General features: G+C 66.5%; 19 protein-coding genes and 1 pseudogene. 10 read left to right on the top strand and 10 right to left on the bottom strand.

Annotated features, from left to right (window positions below):
* Window positions 1–5 precede the first annotated feature (5 nt).
* On the top strand, window positions 6–977 hold the full coding sequence (locus tag C3E77_RS03755) for a DMT family transporter (protein WP_108390406.1): 972 nt from the start codon (window positions 6–8) through the stop codon (window positions 975–977).
* Here C3E77_RS03755 and C3E77_RS03750 read toward each other — a convergent pair.
* Complete coding sequence (locus C3E77_RS03750) at window positions 974–1,969, bottom strand: stage II sporulation protein M (RefSeq protein WP_108390405.1); 996 nt, start codon at window positions 1,967–1,969, stop codon at window positions 974–976. The genes C3E77_RS03755 and C3E77_RS03750 overlap by 4 nt on opposite strands.
* A 17-nt stretch (window positions 1,970–1,986) precedes the next feature.
* Here C3E77_RS03750 and C3E77_RS03745 point away from each other — a divergent pair, with 17 nt between their 5' ends.
* On the top strand, window positions 1,987–2,838 hold the full coding sequence (locus tag C3E77_RS03745) for an RDD family protein (RefSeq protein WP_234031282.1): 852 nt from the start codon (window positions 1,987–1,989) through the stop codon (window positions 2,836–2,838).
* Between the two features lie 230 nt (window positions 2,839–3,068).
* On the opposite strand, the gene ahcY is transcribed toward C3E77_RS03745, so the two are convergent.
* Window positions 3,069–4,559: an adenosylhomocysteinase gene (gene ahcY, locus C3E77_RS03740; protein ID WP_108390404.1), complete on the bottom strand. Its 1,491-nt coding sequence runs from the start codon at window positions 4,557–4,559 to the stop codon at window positions 3,069–3,071.
* Window positions 4,560–4,600: 41 nt separating this feature from the next.
* Window positions 4,601–4,810 (bottom strand): DUF3499 family protein, encoded by a 210-nt coding sequence (locus C3E77_RS03735; RefSeq protein ID WP_108390403.1) that lies wholly within the window; start codon window positions 4,808–4,810, stop codon window positions 4,601–4,603.
* Window positions 4,811–4,883: 73 nt separating this feature from the next.
* Between C3E77_RS03735 and C3E77_RS03730 the strand changes: the two genes are divergently transcribed.
* Window positions 4,884–5,324, top strand: a complete 441-nt coding sequence (locus tag C3E77_RS03730; RefSeq protein WP_108390402.1) for a metallopeptidase family protein — start codon at window positions 4,884–4,886, stop codon at window positions 5,322–5,324.
* 34 nt (window positions 5,325–5,358) lie between these two features.
* Here the strand turns inward: C3E77_RS03730 and C3E77_RS03725 are convergent, their stop codons facing one another.
* The 5 genes from C3E77_RS03725 to C3E77_RS15370 all read right to left on the bottom strand — a co-directional run bounded on the left by C3E77_RS03725 (window position 5,359) and on the right by C3E77_RS15370 (window position 11,869).
* On the bottom strand, window positions 5,359–6,780 hold the full coding sequence (locus tag C3E77_RS03725) for a DUF5719 family protein (protein ID WP_162924904.1): 1,422 nt from the start codon (window positions 6,778–6,780) through the stop codon (window positions 5,359–5,361).
* A complete protein-coding gene (locus tag C3E77_RS03720) occupies window positions 6,770–9,982 on the bottom strand; it encodes a glycosyltransferase (RefSeq protein WP_108390400.1) in 3,213 nt (1,070 codons plus the stop codon). The genes C3E77_RS03725 and C3E77_RS03720 overlap by 11 nt, the downstream gene beginning before the upstream one ends.
* Window positions 9,983–10,115: 133 nt before the next feature.
* Complete coding sequence (locus C3E77_RS03715) at window positions 10,116–10,433, bottom strand: WhiB family transcriptional regulator (RefSeq protein ID WP_108390399.1); 318 nt, start codon at window positions 10,431–10,433, stop codon at window positions 10,116–10,118.
* Window positions 10,434–10,667: 234 nt separating this feature from the next.
* On the bottom strand, window positions 10,668–11,627 hold the full coding sequence (gene galE, locus C3E77_RS03710; RefSeq protein WP_108390398.1) for a UDP-glucose 4-epimerase GalE: 960 nt from the start codon (window positions 11,625–11,627) through the stop codon (window positions 10,668–10,670).
* Between the two features lie 83 nt (window positions 11,628–11,710).
* Window positions 11,711–11,869: a hypothetical protein gene (locus C3E77_RS15370; RefSeq protein WP_158270277.1), complete on the bottom strand. Its 159-nt coding sequence runs from the start codon at window positions 11,867–11,869 to the stop codon at window positions 11,711–11,713.
* A 68-nt stretch (window positions 11,870–11,937) separates the two neighbouring features.
* On the opposite strand from C3E77_RS15370, the gene C3E77_RS03705 reads away from it, so the two are divergent.
* On the top strand, window positions 11,938–12,912 hold the full coding sequence (locus C3E77_RS03705) for a GlxA family transcriptional regulator (protein ID WP_108390397.1): 975 nt from the start codon (window positions 11,938–11,940) through the stop codon (window positions 12,910–12,912).
* 21 nt (window positions 12,913–12,933) lie between these two features.
* On the opposite strand, the gene manA is transcribed toward C3E77_RS03705, so the two are convergent.
* Window positions 12,934–14,151 (bottom strand): mannose-6-phosphate isomerase, class I, encoded by a 1,218-nt coding sequence (gene manA, locus C3E77_RS03700; RefSeq protein ID WP_108393016.1) that lies wholly within the window; start codon window positions 14,149–14,151, stop codon window positions 12,934–12,936.
* Between the two features lie 234 nt (window positions 14,152–14,385).
* Here manA and C3E77_RS03695 point away from each other — a divergent pair, with 234 nt between their 5' ends.
* The 3 genes and pseudogenes from C3E77_RS03695 to C3E77_RS15775 all read left to right on the top strand — a co-directional run.
* A complete protein-coding gene (locus C3E77_RS03695; protein WP_108390396.1) occupies window positions 14,386–15,564 on the top strand; it encodes an acyl-CoA dehydrogenase family protein in 1,179 nt (392 codons plus the stop codon).
* A 45-nt stretch (window positions 15,565–15,609) separates the two neighbouring features.
* Complete coding sequence (locus C3E77_RS15720; RefSeq protein ID WP_257791021.1) at window positions 15,610–15,744, top strand: hypothetical protein; 135 nt, start codon at window positions 15,610–15,612, stop codon at window positions 15,742–15,744.
* 426 nt (window positions 15,745–16,170) lie between these two features.
* Window positions 16,171–17,604, top strand: a pseudogene (locus tag C3E77_RS15775) (glycosyltransferase); the annotation flags it as partial.
* Window positions 17,605–17,674: 70 nt separating this feature from the next.
* Here the strand turns inward: C3E77_RS15775 and C3E77_RS15580 are convergent.
* Window positions 17,675–18,817, bottom strand: coding sequence for an acyltransferase family protein (locus tag C3E77_RS15580; protein ID WP_108390394.1), 1,143 nt, complete (start codon window positions 18,815–18,817; stop codon window positions 17,675–17,677).
* A gap of 210 nt (window positions 18,818–19,027) precedes the next feature.
* Between C3E77_RS15580 and C3E77_RS03680 the strand changes: the two genes are divergently transcribed.
* The 3 genes from C3E77_RS03680 to C3E77_RS03670 all read left to right on the top strand — a co-directional run bounded on the left by C3E77_RS03680 (window position 19,028) and on the right by C3E77_RS03670 (window position 23,377).
* Window positions 19,028–20,575 carry a glycosyltransferase gene (locus C3E77_RS03680; protein WP_158270278.1) on the top strand — a complete coding sequence of 516 codons (1,548 nt, stop codon included), beginning with the start codon at window positions 19,028–19,030 and terminating at the stop codon, window positions 20,573–20,575.
* A gap of 103 nt (window positions 20,576–20,678) precedes the next feature.
* Window positions 20,679–22,049, top strand: a complete 1,371-nt coding sequence (locus C3E77_RS03675; RefSeq protein WP_108390392.1) for an O-antigen ligase family protein — start codon at window positions 20,679–20,681, stop codon at window positions 22,047–22,049.
* Complete coding sequence (locus C3E77_RS03670) at window positions 22,049–23,377, top strand: O-antigen ligase family protein (RefSeq protein ID WP_108390391.1); 1,329 nt, start codon at window positions 22,049–22,051, stop codon at window positions 23,375–23,377. Before C3E77_RS03675 ends, C3E77_RS03670 begins: the two co-directional genes overlap by 1 nt.
* Window position 23,378 lies beyond the last annotated feature (1 nt).

Here is a 23,378-nt window from a genome sequence, read left to right as displayed (position 1 = left end):
ACCGAATGAGTAAACAGGTCGGTGTACTGGGAGCGGTGGTCACCGTGCTGGGTGCCGCGGGATTCGTCGTGTCCTGGAGCTCGGGGTTCGTCATCGCGGCGATGGCAACCGTCGACGTCGCTCCGGCCACGGTGCTCGCCTGGCGATTCGTCCCCGTCGCGCTCCTCCTGGTCATCCTTGCGTGGAGCCGGAAACTCTTTCGCGGCGTCTCTGCCGCCGACATCGGCCACCAGGCGCTCGTCGGCCTGTTCGCCCAGTTCGGGTACTGCGTGTTCGTCTATGCGTCAGTCGCCAGCGGTATCACCGCAGGAACAACCGCCCTGATCGACGCCGTTCAGCCGCTCATCGTTGCGACGCTGGTGGGACCGCTGCTCGGGCTGCGGGTGCGGCTCGGCCAGTGGGGAGGACTCATCCTCGGCGCGCTCGGGGTGCTGCTCGTCGTCCAGACCCAGATGACGGGCTCTGACGCCCCTCCCCTCGCCTGGCTCCTGCCGGCTCTCGCCATGGTCTGCCTCGTCGGAGCCACCTTCCTGGACCGGCGCGCGACGGTCCAGCTTCCCGTGCTCACCACGATGACCATCCACGTGACAGTGACGGCCGTCGCATCCCTCATCCTCGCTGCAGGCACAGGAACACTGCTGCCCCCGGCCTCACCGATGTTCTGGCTCCAGATCGTTCTGATGGCGATCTTCCCCACGCTGGCCGCTTACGGCCTGTACTGGTGGTTGCTTCGGAGAGTCGGCATCACGGCACTCAACGCCCTGCTGTTCCTCGTCGCCCCGACGACGGCGGTCGCTGGCTTCCTGATGCTCGGCGAGCCGCTGACAGCCCTCACGCTCGTGGGCTTCGCGCTGTGCGGCGCCGGCGTGGCCGCCGTGCTGGTCGGAGAACTAAAGAACCGGCCAACGGATGCTGTTCGCAGCGAGCAGGCGACGACACAGGCGGATGCCCCGGCACGCGAGGGTGCGCGGCGCTAGTTCGCGTAGATCCGCCGTGCCCCGGCTTCGAAGGCAACGAGGTCGCCGGTCTCCCCTGCTCGGTAGGCACGGCGCCCGATCACGAGCATGTAGAAGAGGAACGCGGCGAGGGCGAGAGCGCCGAGCCCGATCTTCACGGGCCACGGCCACGGCTGCGGTGTGACGAATCCCTCGAGGATGCCCGCAACGAGAAGGACGAAAACGAGGCCGATCGCCACGGTGAACAGGGCACGGGCGTCTTCGGCGAGTGCCTGCGCCCTGGTGCGATTGCCCGGCGCCACCCACGCCCAGAAGATCCGCAGTCCACCCGCGGCGGCGACGAAGATGGCTGTCAGCTCGAGCATGCCGTGCGGCGCGATGTAGAGAAAGAAGGTGTCACCGTGGCCGAAGCTGAAGAGCACCGCGGCGTTGAGCCCGAGGTTCTGGGCGTTCTGCAGGATGACGTACGGCACCCAGATTCCCGTGATTCCGAACGCGATGCACTGCGCCGCGATCCACGCGTTGTTCGTCCAGACCTGCCCGGCGAACGATGCCGCTGGGTTGTCTGAGTAGTAGTTGGCGAAGTCTTCCTCGGCGACCTGGCGCAACTCTTCAGTGTCACCGAGGTTGGCGAGCACCTGCGGGTCGTTCAGCACCCACGCGGCCCAGAGCGCAGCGACGGCGACGGTTGCGAGCGCAACGGCGAGCGTCAGCCAGCGCAGCCGGTAGAGCGCAGCGGGTAACTGGAGCACGAAGAACCGTGGCAGCTGGCTGAGCACGTTCGTCGACGCCGAGGTGAAACGCAGTCGCGCCTTCGACAGGGTGACACTCAGCCGGTCGCCCTGCCTGGTGGATCCCGCTGTCGTTTTGATCGCAGAAAGCTGCGTCGCCCCGGCCTGATAACGATCGATGAGCTCATCGGCTTCCGCGCCCGACAACGACCGCTTCGACGCGAGCGAGTCGAGGCGGTCCCATTCATTTCGGTGCGCAGCACTGTAGGCGTCGAGATCCATCTGATTAGATACTATTCATGACTGACTCCTCCGGCACGCAGATGTCGGATCTGTCGGACTCTTCGCTCCTGATCACCGGCGAAGCCGTCGCCCTCGACGTGCAGTCAGCGAGCTTCATCCTGCGCGCCGCCGGCGCCATCATCGACTTCCTCGTCTCGGTCCTCGTCGCGGCAGGACTCCTCTGGCTCCTGTTCGTCTTCGCCGTCCAGGGGGTCATCGACCAGTCCGCGACGGCAGCGTTCTCCACGGCGATCATCGCGTTCTCGACCGTCGTGCTGCCCACAACGATCGAGACGCTGAGCCACGGACGCTCCCTTGGCAAGCTCGCGATCGGCGCGCGCATCGTCCGCGACGACGGCGGGGCCACGGGCTTCCGGCACGCCTTCATCCGCGCTCTCGTCGGGTTCTTCGAGATCTACATGACCCTCGGCGGCGTCGCAGCGATCACCGGCCTGCTCTCCGCGCGCTCGAAACGGCTCGGCGATCTTCTCGCGGGTACCTACGCGCAGCAGGAGCGGGTGCCAAGGGCTGAACACTCGGTGTACGGCGTTCCGCCGGCGCTGCAAGGCTGGGCAACCATCGCCGACGTCGGGCGGATGCCTGACCGCCTGTCACGGAGGATCGCCCAGTTCCTCGACCAGGTCGACAAGCTCACGCCGGAGACCCGCGCACGCCTGGGTCAGAACCTGGCTGCAGAGGCCGCGGCGTTCGTCTCCCCCGTTCCCGACACGGACCCCGTGCTCTTCCTCTACGCGGTCGCCGCTGTGCGCCGCGACAGGGAGTACGCCGCGCACATGCTTGAGCAAGAGAGGCTCGGAGCGCTCACGCCCGTGCTCACAGGCCGCCCGCACGGGTTCCCCGAGAGGTAGCGATTCGCCTCGGCGCGTCCCGCTTCGTCCGCCGCGAATGCCGACGAACGAGGCCGAAAACCGGCAGGAGCGACGGACGAAACTCCTGTCGCGAACTGCCGACCGGCTCATCCGTCGCGAATGCCGACAACCGGCACAGAAGCCAGACATCCGTGACGGACGAACCGCGGCCCCACGCAAACGGCGCCGCCCGGCCGAAGCCAGGCGACGCCGTCGCTCACAGGTAAGACCTAGTAGCGGTAGTGGTCCACCTTGTACGGACCATCCACCGACACTCCGATGTACGCCGCCTGCTCCTCGCTGAGTCGAGTGAGCTCGACCCCGAGTGCGTCGAGGTGGAGGCGCGCGACCTTCTCGTCGAGGTGCTTCGGCAGCACGTACACGCCGACCGGGTAGTTCTCGCGGTGCGCGTAGAGCTCGATCTGCGCGAGCACCTGGTTGGTGAACGAGTTGCTCATGACGAACGACGGGTGCCCGGTGGCGTTGCCGAGGTTCATCAGGCGCCCCTCGCTGAGCACGAGGATCGATCGGCCGTTCGGCAGGCGCCACTCGTGCACCTGCGGCTTGATCTCGACGCGCTCGGCGCCCTCGATCTTCTCGAGTCCGGCCATGTCGATCTCGTTGTCGAAGTGCCCGACGTTGGCGACGATCGCGAGGTGCTTCATGTTCAGCATGTGCTCGGTCGTGATGACGTTGAGGTTTCCGGTGCCGGAGACGAAGATGTCGACCTGGTCGACAACGCTCTCCAGCTTGGCGACCTGGTATCCGTCCATCGCGGCCTGCAGCGCGCAGATCGGGTCGACCTCACTCACGATCACCCGTGCACCCTGGCCGCGCAGCGCTTCGGCCGCGCCCTTGCCGACGTCGCCGTAACCGACCACGAACGCGACCTTGCCGCCGATGAGGACGTCGGTGGCGCGGTTGAGGCCGTCGGGCAGCGAGTGGCGGATGCCGTATTTGTTGTCGAACTTGCTCTTGGTGACCGAGTCGTTGACGTTGATCGCCGGGAAGCGCAGCTCGTTGTTCCTGAACAGCTCGTACAGGCGGTGAACGCCGGTGGTGGTCTCCTCGGTGACGCCCTGGATCTCCTCGGCGATCTTCGTCCAGCGATCGGTGGACGTGGCGAGCGAACGGCGCAGCAGGTCGAGGACAACGCGGCCCTCGTGGCTTTCGTCGTCAGCGGTCTCTGGTACCGCACCCGCGAGCTCGTAGCTGCGTCCGTTGTGCACGAGCAACGTGGCGTCTCCACCGTCGTCGAGGATCATGTTCGGGCCGGTCCAGTCGGCACCGGCTGCTGCCGCTTCGGCCGTCCAGTCGAAGATCTGCTCGGCGCACTCCCAGTACTCCTCGAGTGTCTCGCCCTTCCAGGCGAAGATCGGGGCGCCGGCGGGCGCGTCGACGGTTCCGGTCGGGCCGACGGCGATCGCCGCTGCAGCCTCGTCCTGGGTGGAGAAGATGTTGCAGCTCGCCCAGCGCACCTGCGCGCCGAGGGCCACGAGCGTCTCGATGAGCACGGCGGTCTGCACGGTCATGTGCAGCGAACCGGCGATGCGGGCTCCAGCGAGCGGCTGCGATTCGCCGAATTCGGCGCGAAGGGCCATGAGTCCCGGCATCTCGTTCTCGGCGAGGCGGATCTGGTGGCGGCCCGCCTCTGCAAGAGAAAGGTCACGGACCTTGAAAGGAAGAGCGGTAGCGGATGCTGCGGGCGAAGAAAACGTCATTCCTCCATTCTCGCAGACCCGGCGTGAACAAACCCGGTGAGCTAGCTGTTATTCAGCACCTGGTGCCTGACGACCTGCCAGCCCTGCGGGACACTCATCCGCTCGGCGTGGAACGAGCAAAGGTCGTAGGTATGCGGCTCCCGGGCGAGGCTGAGCGGCCCGACGACAGCCATCGAATCGCCGTAATCGTAAGTGAGCGTCGAGACCGCTTCGCGCGAGCATCCGACTTTGGTACATGGCCTGTCCAACATTCCATTCACGATACATCCGCTGGAAGGCGCCAGAGGTCACCTCGCCGATCTCACCGGCGAATAGGATGGCTGCATGGCACGACGCGGTTCACGAAGCAGCACCTTTGAGCGGCGAGCGGTGAGGCACGACAGGCACGGCAGGGCCGGGCGAAGCGCGGCGACGGGGCCCCACCTGCCGCCGCTCAAGAACCGCATCGACACGTTCGATATGACGGTCGCCGCCGCAGCCGATTTTTTGCGCGCGACCTGGCCGGAGGAACTCGCGGACGTGCGTTTCGAGGTCGGCTCGATGCCGGCGGGCAGCCAGGACACCGACGGCGTTGCTCGCTGGTGGACCAGCCCGTCCGAGCGGCGGGTGGTCCTGTACCGCTTGCCCATCCAGCGCCTGAGCAAGCTGCACCGCGACGATGAGCTGCACCAGCGGATGATGATCGAGAGCTGTGTTTTCCGGGCGACGGCCGAGCTGATCGGCAAGGACCCCTGGGATCTCGGCCCCGACCGTTTCCACTTCTGACCCGCGCCGCGGAGCCGTCCGGCCCCGCCCTTGATCAGCGCGGGTAGACCGTCACCGGCGTCGCCGATGGGTTGGCCGGCTGAACGGCAAAGGCGCTGAATCCTGTTGCTGTCTCGATGCTCAGCTGGGCGAACGCACCGTCGACGCCGGTGACCTCGTACGAGGTTCCTGGCGCTACAGGGATCGCTGCCGACGACGCGCCGGGGACCGTTGCGGTCAGGGTACCGCTGGCCGAGCGGAGTTCGACGTTAAGCGTGTCGGCTCCGGGGTTGGCCAGGTGCAGTACCGGGGCGTCTCCAGCGGGAACCGCGATCATGACGGTGTCAGGCAGGGCCGTCGAGGCCTGGAACCAGGCGAAGTCGCTGGACTCGCCCACGGCGATCGAGGTACGGGCACCGGCGACCACCGGCTGGCTGGCCTGGATGTCGATCGTGTAGCTGCCTGCGGCCAGGCCACTGAGGCTGACCTCGGTCGCCACGCCGGGTTCGAGGTCGTACTCGAGGGGGTCTGGCGCTGGCGCACCCTGCTCGCTGGTGAATGTCACAGAAACGCGCGCTGCCTCGGTGCCAAGGGCCATGATTCGAATGGCGGGGCTGTTGTCGTCGTAGTCCTCATCGGAAACGAGGGGTGGGGTCGCCGGAAGCACGACGCCGCTCAGTACCTGGCGTGTGGCAGCGGGCGCCGTCGGGGCGACATACTCGACACCGCTGGGGGTGAGCCCGCGGATGACACTGTGCTGGATAGCGGCAGCGACCTGCCCTCCCCTGCTCTCGATGTGCACAATCGGGGTGATCAGGTTCGGTGCGAACGCCGCAAGCGACAGGAGCTTCTGCTCGCCGCCCTTGACGATCACTCCCTGGGAGCCGGGAGCGTCAACAACGCCGCTTTCGCCGTAGATCGTGAGGTCGACGATGGCGTCTGCGCGGGTCGGGTTGGTGAGGGCAATGACGCTGGTGCGTCCGACATCGGTCGAGCCGCCGACGAGCCAGCTTTCGGCGCTTGCCTCGGTGCAGGAGCCCGCAGCGAAGCCAGCCAGCTCGTCGAATGCGGCCGACTGCGACTGAGCCGCAGCGAGCAGGGGTGCCGTGTCGGCACCCGTCCCGCTCGGCACACTCACCACAGTGGGCGATCCGAACGCATCCCCCGACACGTTGCCGGGGGCGGCAATGGGCATCAGAGCCGGCTCGGAGCCGGATTCAGCGCCGACGGTGAGTTCCGCAGCGCCGAACGACGCAGCGCTTGACGACCCGTCACCGGCGAGCTGGAGTAATGGTCCCGAGCACACTCGCGCCTGATCGGCGGCCGTCGGCGTGATGACGGCACTCGGTACAGCGGCCGTCACGCGCGGCACATCGAGGGTGCCGACGGCGAAGACCGAGACGCCAGCGATCGCGATGCCGATGACGCCGGCGATGACGCGCCCGCTCACGGCTGCCCTGGTTCGATTAGCGGCCATGGCTGTACTCGCTTTCGCTCGCTGGTGTTGCGTGCGGTGCGGTCTGAGCATCCGCCTCTGTGCCTGCGGATGCTCCGGCGTCAGGACCGGTGCCGGCCGGCTGCTGGCCCGTCTCGGCCTGTCCGTCACCCTCGCCCGGTGTGTCCGTTTCCGTCGGCGCATCTACGCCCGTCGGCGCGTCGGTTTCCACCGGCGCATCTGGCGCAGCGTGCGAGCCGGCGGCTTTGGCGGCCTCAGCTGCTTCACGCTTCTCCTCGGCTTCCGCCTCGGACGCGATGCCCGCGGCGAGGCTCGCCTCGGCTTCGGCATCGGCCTTGCGCTGTGCTCGTTCTGCCCGGGTGAGCCTTCGGCTGGGCTCACGCACCTCTCGTCGGCCGACGGTCCGGGGGGACTCCTCGGCGGCGCGGCGCGGGGCGGCGGTAGGGACCGAGAGCAGCAGGGCGAATCCGAAGATGACCGCCCAGCCGATCAGCACCGGCGTGGAGAAGATGGAGACGGGACCGACAGCGGCAGAGCCACTGGTTTCGCCGTCGAACCGCCAGAGGGTTCCGCGGTCGGTCGGTCCGATGTGCGCGAGCACAGGACTGCTGTCGAGGGCGGCAGACGCGCGGCTCGTGGTCGTTGTCGCTTCAGGGCTGACCTGCTCGCCCGACTCGATCACGGCGGGCGGGAGAAGAACGTACTTCACGTCGAGGGCGGCGAGCGTCGGAGCGGGATCAAAGCCGCCCTGGGAGACGAGGTTCCCCGCGAGTACGGTGACCTTCTCGTCGTTGCTCGTCAGATTCTCGCCCGTTGTGAGGATCGTCGACTGGTTGTCGAGGGTGTCACCAGCGCCCCGCACGATGCGCGCCGAGATTCCACCGTCCGGCTGCGGAGTAACGATGAGTGTGCCGAGCGAGGGATCGGTAGCCGCAGCCGCTGCGACATACGCCGGGAGCGTGCGCCCGTCGCTCGCGACAATCGCGCCGTGCCCGAGCGGGAGCATCGCGGCGATGGGGACGGCGACGACGAGTGCGAGCGTGGAGACGACGAGCGCAGGAACGGCAGCCGCCCTGCGCATACTGTCGAAGCCGACAACGGCCGCACCGGTCAGGCCGAGCCAGTAAAGGCTCAGGCCAGACCCAGCCCAGATGCTCGCAGCGGACGCGCCGTGAAGCGAGATCTCGAGGTGGGTAGCTCCCACTGCTGTGGCCAGTCCAAGCAGGCCGACGAAAAGCAACACGGCAGCCCGGGCGCTCCCCGGCAGGAAGAGTGCGACGAGCGCCATCGCAGCGATGGGCGCGAGCAGGACAGGAACGACAAGGTGAGCGGGCAGACCCGAGATTCCCATGGCTGTCGTGATCGAATCCCACGCGGGATTCCCTCCCGGCAACCCGAGAGCCAGCTGCCAGCCCGTTGTCGGCGCGGAAGCCAGTACGGCTCCGGGATCCGCAAGGAGCAGCAGCCAGCGGCCACGCACGATGCCCTGCTGCCAGATCAGTGGTGCGAAGAGTGCAGCCGTCGGGATGATCAGCCAGACGATCCTCGCGATGTGCCGGCCGCTGACACAGAGGGCGAGCACCCAGATGATGAGGAATGCGGGAGCGAGTGACGGGGCGGCGGCCACGGTCATGGCAAGCAGCATGGACGCAACGGCGGATGCCGCCCACGATCTCGCGGCGACGCATCCGGCGTAGAACAGCCACGGCAACAGAAGGTGGACGAGAATCGCACCGGGACGACCCTCGATCAGCGCGGTGAGGAATGGCGGTGCGACCGTCCAGAGAACGGCACCGGCAATCCGATAGCCGCTCGACTCGGTGAGCCTGGTCGCAGCGAACCAGCCGCCGAGAGTTGCGAGCGGAAGCGCCAGGAGGGTGAGGAGCACGAGGGCGTACGACGGGTCCCAGAACGTAACTGTTCCAAGCAGGGCCATGACCACGGAGAACGGGTCGGCAGCTCCGGTGAAGCCGATGCTGATATCGCGCCAGCCGAAACCGATGTTCTGCCACAGCTCGGCAACGGATGCCGACAGGGGCAGCATCCCACCGCCTTCGACGGCCGGCGTGGCCAGGAGCGAGAAGAAGAGCCCGACGCTGGCAAGCGCTGACGCGATGACGACCCATCCGCCACCGCCGGTAAAGAAGCGAAGCTCACTGCGCTCGACCGTGTAGACGGGAGCACCGGCCTCACGCCTGAGCAGGCGCCTGCGTCTCACCTCGGCGAAGGGGATACGGAGCGGCGAGATCGCCGACCAGCCGATCGTCTTGGCACCCCGCAGGTTTCGTCTGGCTCGCACGACCCGAACCGGGCTGAAGGCGACCTGGAATGCAGCAGCGAACTCGCCACCGACGAGACCGGGGTTCTTGGTCGCAACGCGCCACACGCTGCGTACGAGGCCGAGCGGAACCAGCGAGAGCCAGTGCAGCAACACGAGCGCGGCAGGCGCGTAGACGAGCCTGCGGTACAACTGCGCGCCCCGCGCCTGTCGCACCCTCTTGCGGTATGCGCTGGCACGACGCGACCTGGATGGCCCGGCGATCCCGTCACCGCCGGTGAAGACTACAGCCGTCGGGACGACAACAACGCGGTGTCCGGCCAGGCGAACCCGCACGCAGAAGTCGAGAGCATCGTCTGTTGAGCCGAAGGACGTATCGAACCCGCCCACCTCTTCCCAGACGGCATGGCGAACGAGCATTCCTGCCGGGGCGACGCCGAGCACGTCGGAGATGGAGTCATGCTGGCCCTGGTCGAGCTCCTCTCCGACGAGCGACACAGTTGCACCGAGCGGAGTGAGCGCCTGACCAAGAGAGACGATTGTCGCGCCGTCCCTGGCGTCCATGACCTTGGGCCCGGCGGCAGCCACGGAGGGAGCGACCTCGAGCGCTCCGACGAGCCGAGCGAGGGCGTCAGGCGCCGGGGCGGTGTCTTGCGCGAGCAGCCAGAGGAACTCGTCCTCACCGCCAGCCTGCGGAATAACCCTCGCGCCCTCGGCGAGCGCCTGCGCAAAGTTGAGCCGGGCATCGGCCTCGACGATCCGGTCGACGCCGGCCTGTTCGAGGGCTTCCTTGACGGAGGCGGGCGACGAACACGCAACGGCGACGATCGCGTCAGGCTGTCTGGTCTGGGCTGCAAGGGCATCAAGCGTGTCCTGCAGGTGGCTCGAGCCGTTGGGGCCGGTGCCATCGTGCACAACAAGGATCGCGGTTACTCGGGGAAACATCGCGTCCAGACTATGTCGAGCTTGTCAGCACAGGGCTGACCCTGTCGGCGTGGCACGGAATGGCTGGCCGGAGCTGAGGTCGCCAGAGGCGGCAGCTCGCGGTGACCTGAAGCCAAACCCCGCGCCCGTGGAACTAAACGGCGCGCTTTTTGAGCTTCCGGCGCTCACGCTCGGAGAGGCCGCCCCAGATACCGAAACGCTCATCGTTCTCGAGCGCGTATTCGAGGCACTGCGTGCGCACTTCGCAGCTCGTGCAGATGCGCTTCGCGTCGCGAGTTGAGCCACCCTTTTCAGGGAAGAACGCTTCGGGATCCGTCTGTGCACAGAGCGAATCAGATTGCCACGCAAGCGGGTTGTCGTCGTCGACAGGCTTGCGGACACCAGGAACTCCGAGCTGTACCGGATCGACGAACCAGTCCTCGGGAACACCAGAGCGATATTCAGGCGCCATATCCCTCTCCCCACTTGTTACCCGTGCGCCACGCGGCGCTATAGCTAATTACACTCGTGTAATTCGGCCACGTCAAGTCGCAGATAGTAAACCCTCACCCCCCAATGGAGGGTTCATCCCGTGTTCACCGGCGTGTCGCTCTGCCGTCGCCCTCACGCGAAACGAGCGCCCTGGCCGGGACACTGCGAGGCAGAAATGGCCTCGTCATCAGGGCGCGGCGAGCGCTCTCGGCCCTCAGACCGTGGAGCGAGCGCTCCACGCGCTCGACACCATGTCACTGAGCGTGTGGCGCATCACCCAGTTCAGGTCGCGTGCCGCAAGCTCCCCGGATGCCACGATGCGAGCGGGATCGCCCGGCCGGCGGGGCGCAACCTCCGGCTCGAACTCGATTCCGGTGACCTCCCGCATGGCGGTCATGATCTCACCGACGGAAACACCGTCTCCCGAGCCCAGGTTGTAGACCGGTTCGATCGACTCGCCGGCGTCGAGCCGCCTCGCGGCCGCGACGTGGGAGAGCGCGAGGTCCGCGACGTGAACGTAGTCCCGCACGCACGTACCGTCAGGGGTCGGGTAGTCGGTGCCGTTGATCCGCGGGGACCGCCCATCGATGAGAGCGTCGAAGACGAGGGGAAACAGGTTGTGCGGGCTGGTGTCGTAAACGTCGGGGTAACCGGAGCCCACCACATTGAAGTACCGCAGCGAGGTGTGCGTGAGGCCCTGGGCGACGCCCTGGTCGTGCAGGAGCCACTCCCCGATGAGCTTGGACTCACCGTACGGAGACTGCGGGCTCTTCGGCGTCTCCTCGGTCACGATGTCGGTGTCCGGCGTCCCGTAGACGGCGGCGCTCGACGAGAACACTATGCGGGTCACGCCGGCGTCTTCCATGGCGCCGAGGAGCGCAAGGGTTCCCGTCACGTTCTGTGCGTAGGTGTGCAGCGGGCGCTGTACCGAAACCCCGGCGTACTTGAAGCCCGCGACGTGCACGACGCCGGTGATGTCGAAACGGCGCAGCGTGTCGAGGACGAGATCCCTGTCGAGGATGCTGCCCCGAACGAACGGAACGTCACGGGGAATGAACGATTCGTGACCGCTGGACAGGTCATCGAGAATGACGGCGTTGATGCCCTGTTCCGTGAACGCCCGAACGACGTGCGCTCCGATATATCCGGCACCGCCGGTGACCAGCCAGGTCATGTTGCCTCCTCTGTCCGGGCGCTTTCGCGCCCACACAGAGCCTATGGCACGAGTAAAAGCCCGGGGAAACCGGGCCGGGCGGATCAGACGATGAACCTGCGCGTTTCAGCGGAACCTGGACCACGCGTGGGGACGCGACGGTAGCCGTCGCGTCTGAGGGCGATCGCGCTGGCGACGGTTGCAACAACAACCGCGGCCAGGACGAAGAGGAGAAGAATCATCATGGCTGCAAATGTATGCATTGCTGTTTTCTGCCAACAGTGGCAGTATCGCCATTGTTCGATTGTTTTCCGCCATACCGGAGGCTCGTATGTTGAAGAAAATCGCTGTGGTCGCCCTTCCCGACATGGCGCCGTTCGAGTTCGGCGTCATCTGCGAAGTCTTCGGCATCGACAGGACCGACTCGGGCGGACCCGGCTTCGATTTCCGCATCGTGACAGCCGACCCCGGCCCCGTGAGGACCAAACTGGGCTTCGACATCGTGGTCGCCGACGACCTCAGCGCGGCAGCTGACGCCGACCTCATCGCCATCCCCGCGTATTCGGTCACGGGCGGCGACCCTGACGAGCGAGTCCTCGACCTCCTGAGGGATGCCGAGAAACGGGGCGCATGGATCCTCTCGGTGTGCAGCGGCGCTTTCGCTCTCGCCGAAGCGGGAATCCTCGACGGACGCCGGAGCACGACCCATTGGATGTACACGGACCAGCTCGCCCGTGAGTACCCCCTGACCGACGTCGACCCCGACGTGCTGTTCGTCGAGGACCGCGGCGTGATAACTGGCGCGGGCACCGCTGCGGGAATCGACGCCTGCCTTCACCTCGTCCGCACGGAGCTCGGGGCAGCGGCGGCGAATGTCATCGCTCGCCGCATGGTTGTCCCACCCCAGCGGGACGGCGGCCAGGCACAATTCATCCAGGCGCCGGTGCCCGAACGGCAGAGCGACTCGTTTGCGGCCGTCACCGACTGGATGCTCGAGAACCTCGCCGAGAATCTCACCGTTGATGTGCTCGCGGCACGGGCGCTCATGTCCGAGCGCACGTTCGCCCGCCGGTTCCGCGCCGAGTTGGGCGCGACCCCGGCGGCGTGGCTCAACAGGCAACGGCTGATCCGGGCGCAGCAGCTGCTCGAGCGCACCGATTACGGACTGGAGCAGATTGCCGCCGAGAGCGGTTTCGGCTCATCGGCGGTGATGCGTCACCACTTCCTCAAGGTTCTGCACACGACACCGAACGCGTACCGCCGTGCCTTCAGTTGCACGACCACCGCAGAGGAGATGGCCGGCTGAACACTCCAGCCGGCCGGTCGGTTACAGCCGCGTCGTTGCGAGGAATAACTCGCCGGAACCCGCAATGGTGAGCGGCCCCTCGTCAGGCGTGATGTAGAGCGCCCCGCCACGCTCAACGGTTCGGTGAGCGGATGCCCCAGCGACGGTCACGCTTCCGTCGGTGACGAGCGCGATGGCCGGGCCCGGCAGCTCGAGGCGGGTCGCCTCCTCCCCCAGGCCGGAGACATGAATGAGTTCGAAATCGGGAACGTCGGGAACAAAGACCTCGGCACCAGCACCGGCCGGACGCGGATCGAGGTACGGGACGGGCAGCGGCGTGAAGTCGAGAACGCTCAGCAGTTCGGGGACGTCGATGTGTTTCGGGGTGAGACCGCCGCGCAGCACGTTGTCGCTCGCCGCCATGAGCTCAACCCCCAGCCCGCCAAGATAGGCGTGGATGTTTCCCGCAGGCAGGTACAGCACCTCTCCACGCTTGAGGGTCACGCTGCGGACGAGCAGGGACACTGCGATTCCAGCGTCACCGGGGTAGAAGCCCGCGAGCCGCCGAACGGTCTTCACCGCGGGCGTCTCGGGTGCGGATGCCGCGGCATCCGTCACCGCCTGAACCAGCGCAGACACGTCATTGGTCAGGAGATCCTCGACGACAGAACGCAGGACATCCGCATCAGTATCAGCACCCTCAGTGCCAGCACCCCCAGCGAGCCCGTCACGGAACCCCCGCAGCCGGACCAGGGCATCAGCGCTGAGTCCAGGCACCGCGAGCAGTGCGTCGACGTCGACGATCGCCTCAGCGACCGGCCGGAATCCGCAGAGAGCGTCGAACGTCTCGCTGAGCGCGTAGATCAGTTCGGGCTTGTGGAAGGCGTCGCGATAATTCCGGTTCTCCGCGTCGGGAGCGATCCCCGCAGCGTTCTCCCGCTCGAACCCGGAGCGCGCTTCTTCGGGCGACGGGTGCGCCTGAAGCGAAAGCGGGGCGTCGGCGGCGAGCACCTTGAGGAGGAAAGGCAGCCGCGGTTCCGAGAGTCCGGCGGCCGCGGGATCCCTCTCGATCCAGTCAGCGAGCGTCGCTGCCCCACCGGTCATCGACGGATCGAGCACGCGCGCGGGCGATCCGGCGTGGGCGCCGAGCCAGAGTTCAGCCTCCGGTCCGCCGGATGGCGTCGTTCCGAGCAAGCCGGAGATGGCCGTTGTCGATCCCCAGGCATAATCGCGGGGAACATTGCTCAGGGGAATCAACACGGACAGGTCCTTATTCAAGTGGTCGAGCGTCATGGCCGAGTGTCATGGTACGGCGCCGGATTTTCACGCCCCATAAGCGGCGAGCGTTCATCGACACCCTACAAGAGCCGCCCGACGGCATCCCGTCTGTGTTGCCTCAAAACGGCAATCGATTGTGCCGCAAAGCCGCGCATCCGTAGGCTTCACTCGAGTCCGCTTCACCCGGACGACCGACCACAACGCAACGGAGCACGAATGTCGTTTGAACCACTCGCCAGCGATTTCTACGGATTCGAAAGCCTCGTCTCCGATCGGGAGAAAGACGCACTCATGCGGGTTCGCAGCTACATGGAAACCACGGTGCGTCCGGTGATCAACGACTACTGGGAGCGCGCCGAGTTCCCCCACGAACTCATCACCTCGTTCCTCGAGACCGATGTCGCGCGCTACGGGTTCGAGGAGGTGCGGCCGTTCGAGAACTCGGCGGTGTTCCGCGGTCTCGTGGCCATGGAGATGGCTCGGGTCGACGCGTCGATGGCGACGTTCATCGGCGTGCAGGAAGGCCTCGCCATGGGATCGATCAGCGTGTGCGGTTCTGCCGAACAGCGCAGCGAATGGCTGCCGAAGATGGCGAGCGGCGAGGTCATTGGTGCGTTCGGCCTCACCGAGCCACTGTCGGGGAGCGACAGCGCCCGCGGGCTGCGCACGACGGCGACTCGCGACGGTGAGTCCTGGACGCTCAACGGTTCGAAGCGCTGGATCGGAAACGCCACGTTCAGCGACATCACCGTCATCTGGGCCAAGGACACCGAGGACGGTCAGGTCAAGGGCTTCATCGTCAGGACCGACTCCCCCGGCTACACCGCAACCAAAATCGAGCGCAAGATCGCTCTTCGCCCCGTGCAGAACGCCGACATCACCCTCGAGAACGTCGTTGTTCCCGAGAGCATGCGCCTGGCGAACGCCAACTCGTTCCGCGACACAGCGAAGGTGCTCCGCCTCACCCGTGCCGCTGTCGCCTGGTCGAGCGTCGGCGTCTCTGTCGGCGCGTACGAGGCTGCCGTCGCGTACGCAAAGGAACGTGAGCAGTTCGGCAAACCGATCGCCGAGCACCAGCTCATCCAGGACCTCCTCGCCAAGTGCCTCGGCAACATCACGGCGTCGATGGCCATGTGCGTGCGGGTCTCACAAATGCTCGATGAGGGAACCCAGCGTGACGAGCACTCGGCTCTCGCGAAGGGCTTCTGCACCTCGAAGATGCGCGAGACCGTCGGCTGGGCGCGCGAAGCAATGGGCGGAAACGGCATAGTTCTCGACTACGAGGCTGCCCGATTCTTCGCGGATGCCGAGGCGCTGTACTCGTACGAGGGCACGCGCGAGATGAACTCGCTCATCGTTGGCCGGGCCATCACGGGCAAGGCGGCGTTCGTCTAGCATTCGTACCCGGCCGGCGATCCTCACGTCGCTTTCCGTGCTCCGATGCTGATCAGCGTGCTGTTTCCTGCCATCGCGCTGGCGGCGCCCGGCGGTGTCGGTGCGGTGGTGGTGCGGTGGCGGATGGCGGTTCGGTCGTCGCGAATGCACGTCTCCGCGGGCTGGGGCGTGCGTTTGTGACAGACGAACGGATGCCCGGTATGCGGACGGCGGTTCGGTCGTCGCAAATGCACGTCTCCGCGGGCTGGGGCGTGCATTTGCGACAGACGAACCGTGCGAGGCGTGCGGACGGGCGGTTCGGTCGTCGCAAATGCACGAATCCGCGGGCCGGGGTGTGCATTTGTGACAGACGAACGGATGCCGGGTATGCGGGCGGCCGTTCGGTCGTCGCGAATGCACGTCTCCGCGGGCTGGGGCGTGCGTTTGTGACAGACGAACGGATGCCCGGTATGCGGGCGGCAGTTCGGTCGTCGCAAATGCACGCATCCGCGGGTTGAGGCGTGCATTTGTGACAGACGAACGGATGCCGGGTATGCGGACGGCGGTTCGGTCGTCGCAAATGCAGGCATCCGCGGGTTATGGCGTGCATTTGTGACAGACGAACGGATGCGACGGACGTACGGATGCGGGGATGCGACCGGATTTCCGGGGTGCCGCTCCCCGGCGGGTACGCTTGCACGTGCGGGGACGCTCCCGCCCAACTGTTTCGACGGGAAGGAGCGCGAAATCTCACGCGTTCGACTGCGCCAGGGCCGACACTTCGTCATCACCTGGGGAATCTCCGACACCTTCGGCGGCATGACCGGGGCGTTCCTCCACCGCTCACGGGCTTTCGTCCGCCTCGGCGGGATCGATGTCGACGTCCTGACCTTCGATGCGCGCCCGGACTATCCGGAGGTGGAACGCCGCCTGCGACAGGGCGGCAGGCTGATCGACGGTATGAGCCTGGTCAACCTGTGGGACTGGATGCGTGACCACCCGTCGCCCGGGCAATTTGCCCGCACCAAGGCATCCGCTTCGGAAAATCTGACCGCGGCGTTCGGTCCCCTCGACCGGGGCGGGCAGTACTTCGCCGGAACCCGTAACGGCATGATCATGAGTCTCACTCGGTACGCCGACGACGGCGTGACCGAGTTGCAGGTCGATCACTACCGGCCAGACGGCACGCTCGCGGTGAGTGACCGCCGCGACGTCAGGCAGCGCGGGACCGTCGGCGGCCGCAGCATCGTACTCTGCGACACCTCGGGCACACCGGTGCGGGCGTGGGACCGGGCCTGGGCCCTCTACCGCTGGTGGCTGGACCAAATGCGCGGCAGCGGCCCGGCGACGATGATCGTCGACAGCAAGACGAGCGCACGATTCATGGTCGGTTACGTGCGGCCGCAGCTGCTCGTCATGCACGTCGTCCATGCCTCGCACCTCGCGGGGTCGGACGAGACGACGGTGCGCGCATCGAGGGCGGCGGTGTTCGATGATCCACGCTCGTTCGACGCACTGGTCTTCCTCACGGAACGTCAGCGCACCGAGGCGGAGCCGCTTCTCGGCGATCAGGTGCACACCGCCGTGATTCCCAACGGCCGCGCCGTGCCGCGAGCGTCCGCGGCACCGAAAGACCGCCCCGTCACGTCGGGCATCATGCTGTCGGCCCTTGAGAAACGCAAGCGGGTCGAGCACTCCGTGCGCGCGATTGCCGGGGCACGGGCCGCCGGTGCGCCCGCCACCCTGGACATCTACGGCGAAGGCCCCGAACGACAACGCGTTGAGGCGGCCATCGCGAAGGCCGGTGGCGGGATCACGCTGCGCGGATACGACCCGGATGCCAGCACCCACCTTTCGGAGAGTTCCTTCCTTCTCCTGAGCTCACGAAGCGAGGGCTTCCCCCTGGTTCTCGTCGAGGCGATGGCGGCCGGTTGCCTGCCGATCGCCTACGACATCGCCTATGGCCCCGCGGACATCATCAGGGACGGCGTCAACGGATTCCTCGTTCCGCCGGGCGATATTCCCGCGCTGAGTGCTGCGATCGAGCGGCTGGTCGCCCTCCCGGCCGCACGGGTACACGCGATGAGACGCCACGCCGTGCAGACGGCGTCCCATTACTCAGACGAGGCCGTTACGAAGCGATGGGCGTCGGAACTCGATCGTGCCGCGAAGCGACGCGGTTTCCGGCCCGCCGCGCCAGTCGATGCGCTGGTGTTTCGACTGCGACGTGGAATAGCCAGGCGATGGCGAAACTGGCGGGGAACGCGATCAGCGCAACCAGCCACCACGCAGCGTCGCCGATGAGAAAGGCAACGCTCGCCAGCACAGGCACGTGTACGAGATAGAGGCTGAACGAGACACGGCCGAGCCAGAGCGGCAGGCGGGCTGACAGCATCCGTTCGGCAAGGGGCGACCCGATCGCGACGACGATGAGCCCGGCAGCACCGGCACCGGCGAGGCCCCACAGGGCTGCGCTCGCGCTGGAGCCCGCCGGGGCGATGTCGCGGGTGAGCCAGCTCAGGACGAGGAGAACGACGGATGCCACGGCGAGCGCTCCCCAGATGAACCAGCCGCCGCGGCGGTTCACCCGGTCAGCCCATGCCCTGATCCCCGGCAGGTGAACGGCCATCAGAGTGCCGAGGAAAAACGTGGGCAGGTAGACGAGCGCGTCGACCTCGAGGACCCGGCCAGCCACCATGAGCGCAACCGACACCACAGCGGCGAGCCAGGGTCGGCGGCGCACCGCGAGCCCGACGACGATGAACACCGGCAGCAGTACCGAGAAGATCACCTCCCAGCGGAGTGACCAGAGCACGTTCACGACCGTGTAGGTCTCCGGGAGGAGCGACGACTCTTCGATGATCCGGCCGAGGGAGATACTCGACGCCACCCGGTTGTCGAGCCAGCTGTCCGGGGTGATCGCGCCGGGGAACCGAGGGACGACGAGGATCAGTGCGACAGCGAACAGCACAGCGCCGATGACGGGAAGATAGAGGCGGATGAGACGGCTCGGGTAGTACCGGAGCCAGTCGAAGGTTGCCGAAAGCGCGGGGATCGAGACGACCAGTCCGCTCAACACGAAGAAGACGAGCACCGCTTCGCTGCCGGCGGTCAGGGGCCTGAGCGGAGACTGGGTGATCCACTCCCAGAGGCCGGCGGTCTCCTCCAGTCGCGGACGCGCCATGAGGGTCAGGTGGTAAAGCACGACAACGACGGCTGCAACGCCGCGCACACCGTCGAGCGCGTGCATGCGTTCGGTTTGCCCAGTTCCCATTCGTTCCACGCTAACCGGACGCGGCTGGGAGTTCCCGGAATCGCGCCGTGAAGCGCTTCTCGCCCCGATGACGCCGGACACGGCCCAACCGCCACGCCGGGCGCTGTCGTGTCAGCCCTGTCTGTGCGGCCCTGTCGAGCCGACTCTGCAGCGGTTACTATTCCGAATCCGGTGCGCCAGCGGCCGGAGAGACGCGAGGGAAGGAGCCAAGTGCCAGCTCGGATCGCTCTGCCAGCAGGTCGCCATTACGCCATCACCTGGGGGATTTCGGATACATACGGCGGAATGACCGGAGCACTGCTCCACCGCTCACGAGCATTCGTCCGGCTGGGCGGCGTCCGCGTGGATGTCCTCACCTTTGACACTCGCCCCGACTACCCACGGGTCGAACAGGGCCTGCGCTCCTCGGGAAAAATCGTGCCGGGGATGCGACTCCTCAATGTGTGGGACTGGTTGCGTGAGCACCCTTCGCCCGGCGACTACGCCGGTGTGGGAGTGAGCATTCCCGGGAGGAAGAGCGTCGAGGGTTTCACCCCTCTCGAGAACACTGGAGCATACGTCCCCGGCGAACGAGACGGCCGTGTCATGAACCGCACCAGGTACGACGCGAGCGGTTCGGAACCGCTCCAGGTCGACCATTACCGCGCCGATGGATCACTGGCGGTGAGCGATCGCCGGGACGTCACGGAACGGGGTACTCCTGGGGGACGCAGCATCGTGTTGTGCGACCCGGCGGGCAATCCGGTGAAGGCGTGGAATGGCGCATGGTCCCTGTACCGCTGGTGGCTCGACGAGGTCCGGGACCGCGAGCGGGCGACGATGATCGTTGACAGCAAGACGAGCGCACGCTTCATGGTCGGGTACAAGCGATCCAACGTGGTGTCGGCGCACGTGCTTCACGGTTCGCACCTCGGCGCCGACGGCCGAAGCATTCGTGCCTCGCGGGCCGCGGTCTTCGAGAACCCAGGGGCTTTCAACCTGCTGGTATTCCTGACCGAACGGCAGCGGGCCGACGCGCTGCCGTTGCTCGGGCCACGGGCGCGCACGGCAGTAATCCCGAACGGAAGGGAGGTTCCGCGCGCGTCGGCAGCACCCCCGCCCAGGAACGTTCACTCTGGCATCATGCTCTCGGCGCTTGACGACCGCAAACGGGTTGACCACGCGGTACGCGCCATCGCTGCCGCTCGCGCCGAGTCCACTCCCGTGACACTGGACATCTATGGCGACGGGCCCAAACGCGGCCGGATCGAAGCGGCCATTGAGAGAACCGACGGCGGCGTGCGCTTACACGGCTACGACCCGAACGCGAGGAATCACCTTCGCGAGAGCTCTTTCCTGTTGTTGACCTCGAAGAGCGAGGGGTTCCCGCTCGTGCTGGTCGAAGCGATGGCAGCCGGCTGCCTTCCCATCGCATACGACATCCCGTATGGGCCTGCCGACATCATCCGGGACGGTTTCAACGGCTTCCTGGTTCCGCCCGGGGACCTCGCCGCGCTCACCGCGGCGATCGAACGCGTGACGAGCCTTCCGGCGCGAAAGCTCGACGCGCTGCGGAGAAACGCTGTGCGCACGTCAGCCGCGTACTCGGACCAGGCGGTCACCAGACGCTGGGCGGTCGAGCTTGACCGGGCGGCGGCACCCAACGTCAGGACCCGTCAACCCGAGCCTCCCGACCCGCTGGCTCTCCGGGCGCGGCGCAAGCTGGCCAGGCTGTGGCACAAACGGCGTGAAACCCGACGTGCCCGCGGCGGACTGTAGAAACACACCCCTCCGCGCGTCCGGTTGACCCATGCGCCATTGCGCCGGGCGATCAACCGCGCCCGACGGCGGACCGCGGACGATGCGCGATAACCTGTAACCCATGACGACGTCCCCCGTACTGCCGCCCGTCGCGCTCTCCACCGAGCGCCTCTGGGCGACAGGAATCGGTTCGCTGGCGCTGGTTATCGCGTTCGCTGGTGACGGCATCCGCAATCTTGTGACGATTTGGGGGTTCGGCGCGCTTTCGATCGTCGTTGCGCTGGCGTGTGTGCTCATGATCATCCGGGTCAGGCCGCGGCTTGACCGGTCACGACTTCCCAAGGCCCTCATCGCCTTTCTCAGTTTCGCGCTGTTGTCCGCCGCATGGTCCGCGTACCCGCAGGCGACCCTGCTCACGCTCGCCGGAACCCTGTTGACGACCATCGTCGGCGCCTACCTCGCTCTCGTCCTCGACTGGACCGAACTCGTCCGGGCACTCGCCAACGCCCTCAAATGGGTGCTCGGCCTGTCCCTCCTGTTCGAGCTCTGGGTTGCACTGATCGTGCGCGCACCGGTGCTGCCGCTGTTCGTCGATTTCGGTGACGAGAAGCCGCCGCTCCTGGCGATGTGGTCGCGTAACCTCCTGTTCGAGGGCGGTCGCATTCAGGGGATCCTCGGCAACTCCAACCTGCTCGCGGTTATCGCTCTGCTTGGCATCATCACCTTCGGCCTGCAGCTCGCGGCCGGAAGCGTGCGCCGCGGCTGGGGCATCGCCTGGCTGGCGCTGGCACTCGTGATCTTCAGCCTGACCAGGTCGAGCACCATGATCGTGGCCGCACTCGCCGCGGCAATCGTCCTCGGAGCGGTTCTTCTCATACGCAGAAGCCCGTCGCCGCGCGCCCGCGCCGGCGTCTACGTCGGCCTTGCGGCTTTGGGAGCAGCGGCCATCGCGTTCGTGGCCCTTTTCAGCAATCTCGCACTCGCGCTTCTCGGCAAGAGCGAAGACCTCACCGGCAGGCTCACGATCTGGAAGACGGTCATCGGTCTCGCCGAGGAGCGCCCGTGGATCGGCTGGGGCTATTCGAGCCCATGGATCCCCTGGGCCGAGCCCTTTGACGGTCTCATCATCCGACGCGGCGTCGAGCAATTGCACGCCCACAACGCGTGGCTCGATGTCTGGCTTCAGCTCGGCGTCGTCGGCGTCGCATTGTTCACCGCGGTGATCGTTTCTGTGCTCTGGCGCAGCTGGTTTGCGGCAGTGGACCGTCCTCGGTTCGATCTCAGGGACGACCGCCCATACACCGTGTTGTCGTTGTTGCCCATCCTCATCACGGTGGTGCTCGTCGTGCAATCCGTCGCCGAAAGCCGGATCCTCATCGAGTCCGGCTGGGTGCTCATTGTGGCCCTCGCACTCAAAACCAAGCAGCACCCGGTGATGGATGCCGTCGCGCGGCCCCATCTCACTCCCGTCATCGCTGCTGAAACGCGTTGATGACGTCACCACGCCCGCTGCCCCAGCATCCGGTACTCGCCGCTCTCATCCGAGGGCTCGCGAGTCCGCAGGCCACAGCCGCGCTCAGCCTCACCGTCTTCGGCGTCGCCTTCGCAACCCCGCTGATCAGGTCGATTCTGGGGTGGAACGGCCTGATCGGCGTCCTGCTGGCCCTCGTCCCGATCGCGGTGCTCGTGGTAATCGCACGCTGGGACACAATCGAGTGGCAGGGGCTTCTTCCGGTCTCGATTCTGGCGTTCATCGGCTGGTGCCTCCTCTCGACGTTGTGGACCGATCACGAGCTGGCTACGCTCGCCGGCTCTCTCTATCAAATAGCTTTCGCATTCCTCGGCCTGACCGTCGCGCTCACGCGCGACATGATCCAGATTGTCCGCTCGGTCGGACCCGTGCTCCGTGCCCTGCTGACGGCCTCCATCGCCATTGAGGTCCTCTCCGGACTGATTCTCGACACCCCTTTCAACTTCATGGGCGTGCAGGGAACCCTCGCGATGGGCGGCCCGATCCAGGGGGTATTCGGGACCAGGAACATGCTCGGTTTCATGGCCCTGATAGCGCTCATCACCTTCATCGTCGAGTGGCGAACGCGGTCAGTGACGAGAGGTGTCCTCGTTTACTCGCTCACCATTGCGATCGCGTGCCTTGGTCTCAGCCAGTCCCCGGTTACGGCGCTCGTTTCCATCGTCCTCGGACTCGCAGCGCTCGCGCTCTACGGGCTGCGCCAGGCACCCGCTGACACGCGCCGCACTCTCCAGTGGGCTCTTGCCGGGCTCGCCGTGATCGTCCTGTACGTCACGTACCTCTCGCGCCTGAGGGTGCTTGCACTTCTCAACGCAGGCAGTGAATTCGAGTACCGGTACCTGCTCTGGTTCCAGACGTGGAAACTCGTGCCTGTGCATGAGATCGAAGGATGGGGCTGGTCAGGGCTGTGGCAGGATGTCACCCCGTTCACCTACATCAACAACGCCCTGGTCCGAAACCATGACACAGCCCTCAACGCTTTTCTCGATGTCTACCTTCAGGTCGGAATCGTCGGACTCTGCGCTTTCCTTGCCCTGATCGTTCTCGCGTTCGTGCGTTCCTGGCTCCTGGCATCCAATCGCCGGACGGTCACATACACCTGGCCGGCTCTCGTCCTCGTCGCCCTCATCGCCACGAGTGCCGCCGAGAGCTTCGTCCTGGTCGACGCCGGGTGGCTGCTGCTCGTCGTATGCGCCGTGAAAGCGTCACAGAATATGAGCTGGCGTACCCGGCTCGGCTCAACGTCGAAGAGCGGTCCATCCGAGCGGCACCCCGAATCGGTGGAGTAGT

Origin of the sequence: Mycetocola zhujimingii (genome assembly GCF_003065425.1) — a bacterium.
Taxonomy (GTDB): Bacteria; Actinomycetota; Actinomycetes; order Actinomycetales; family Microbacteriaceae; genus Mycetocola_A; species Mycetocola_A zhujimingii.
This window is presented reverse-complemented; position numbering and strand designations above follow the sequence as displayed.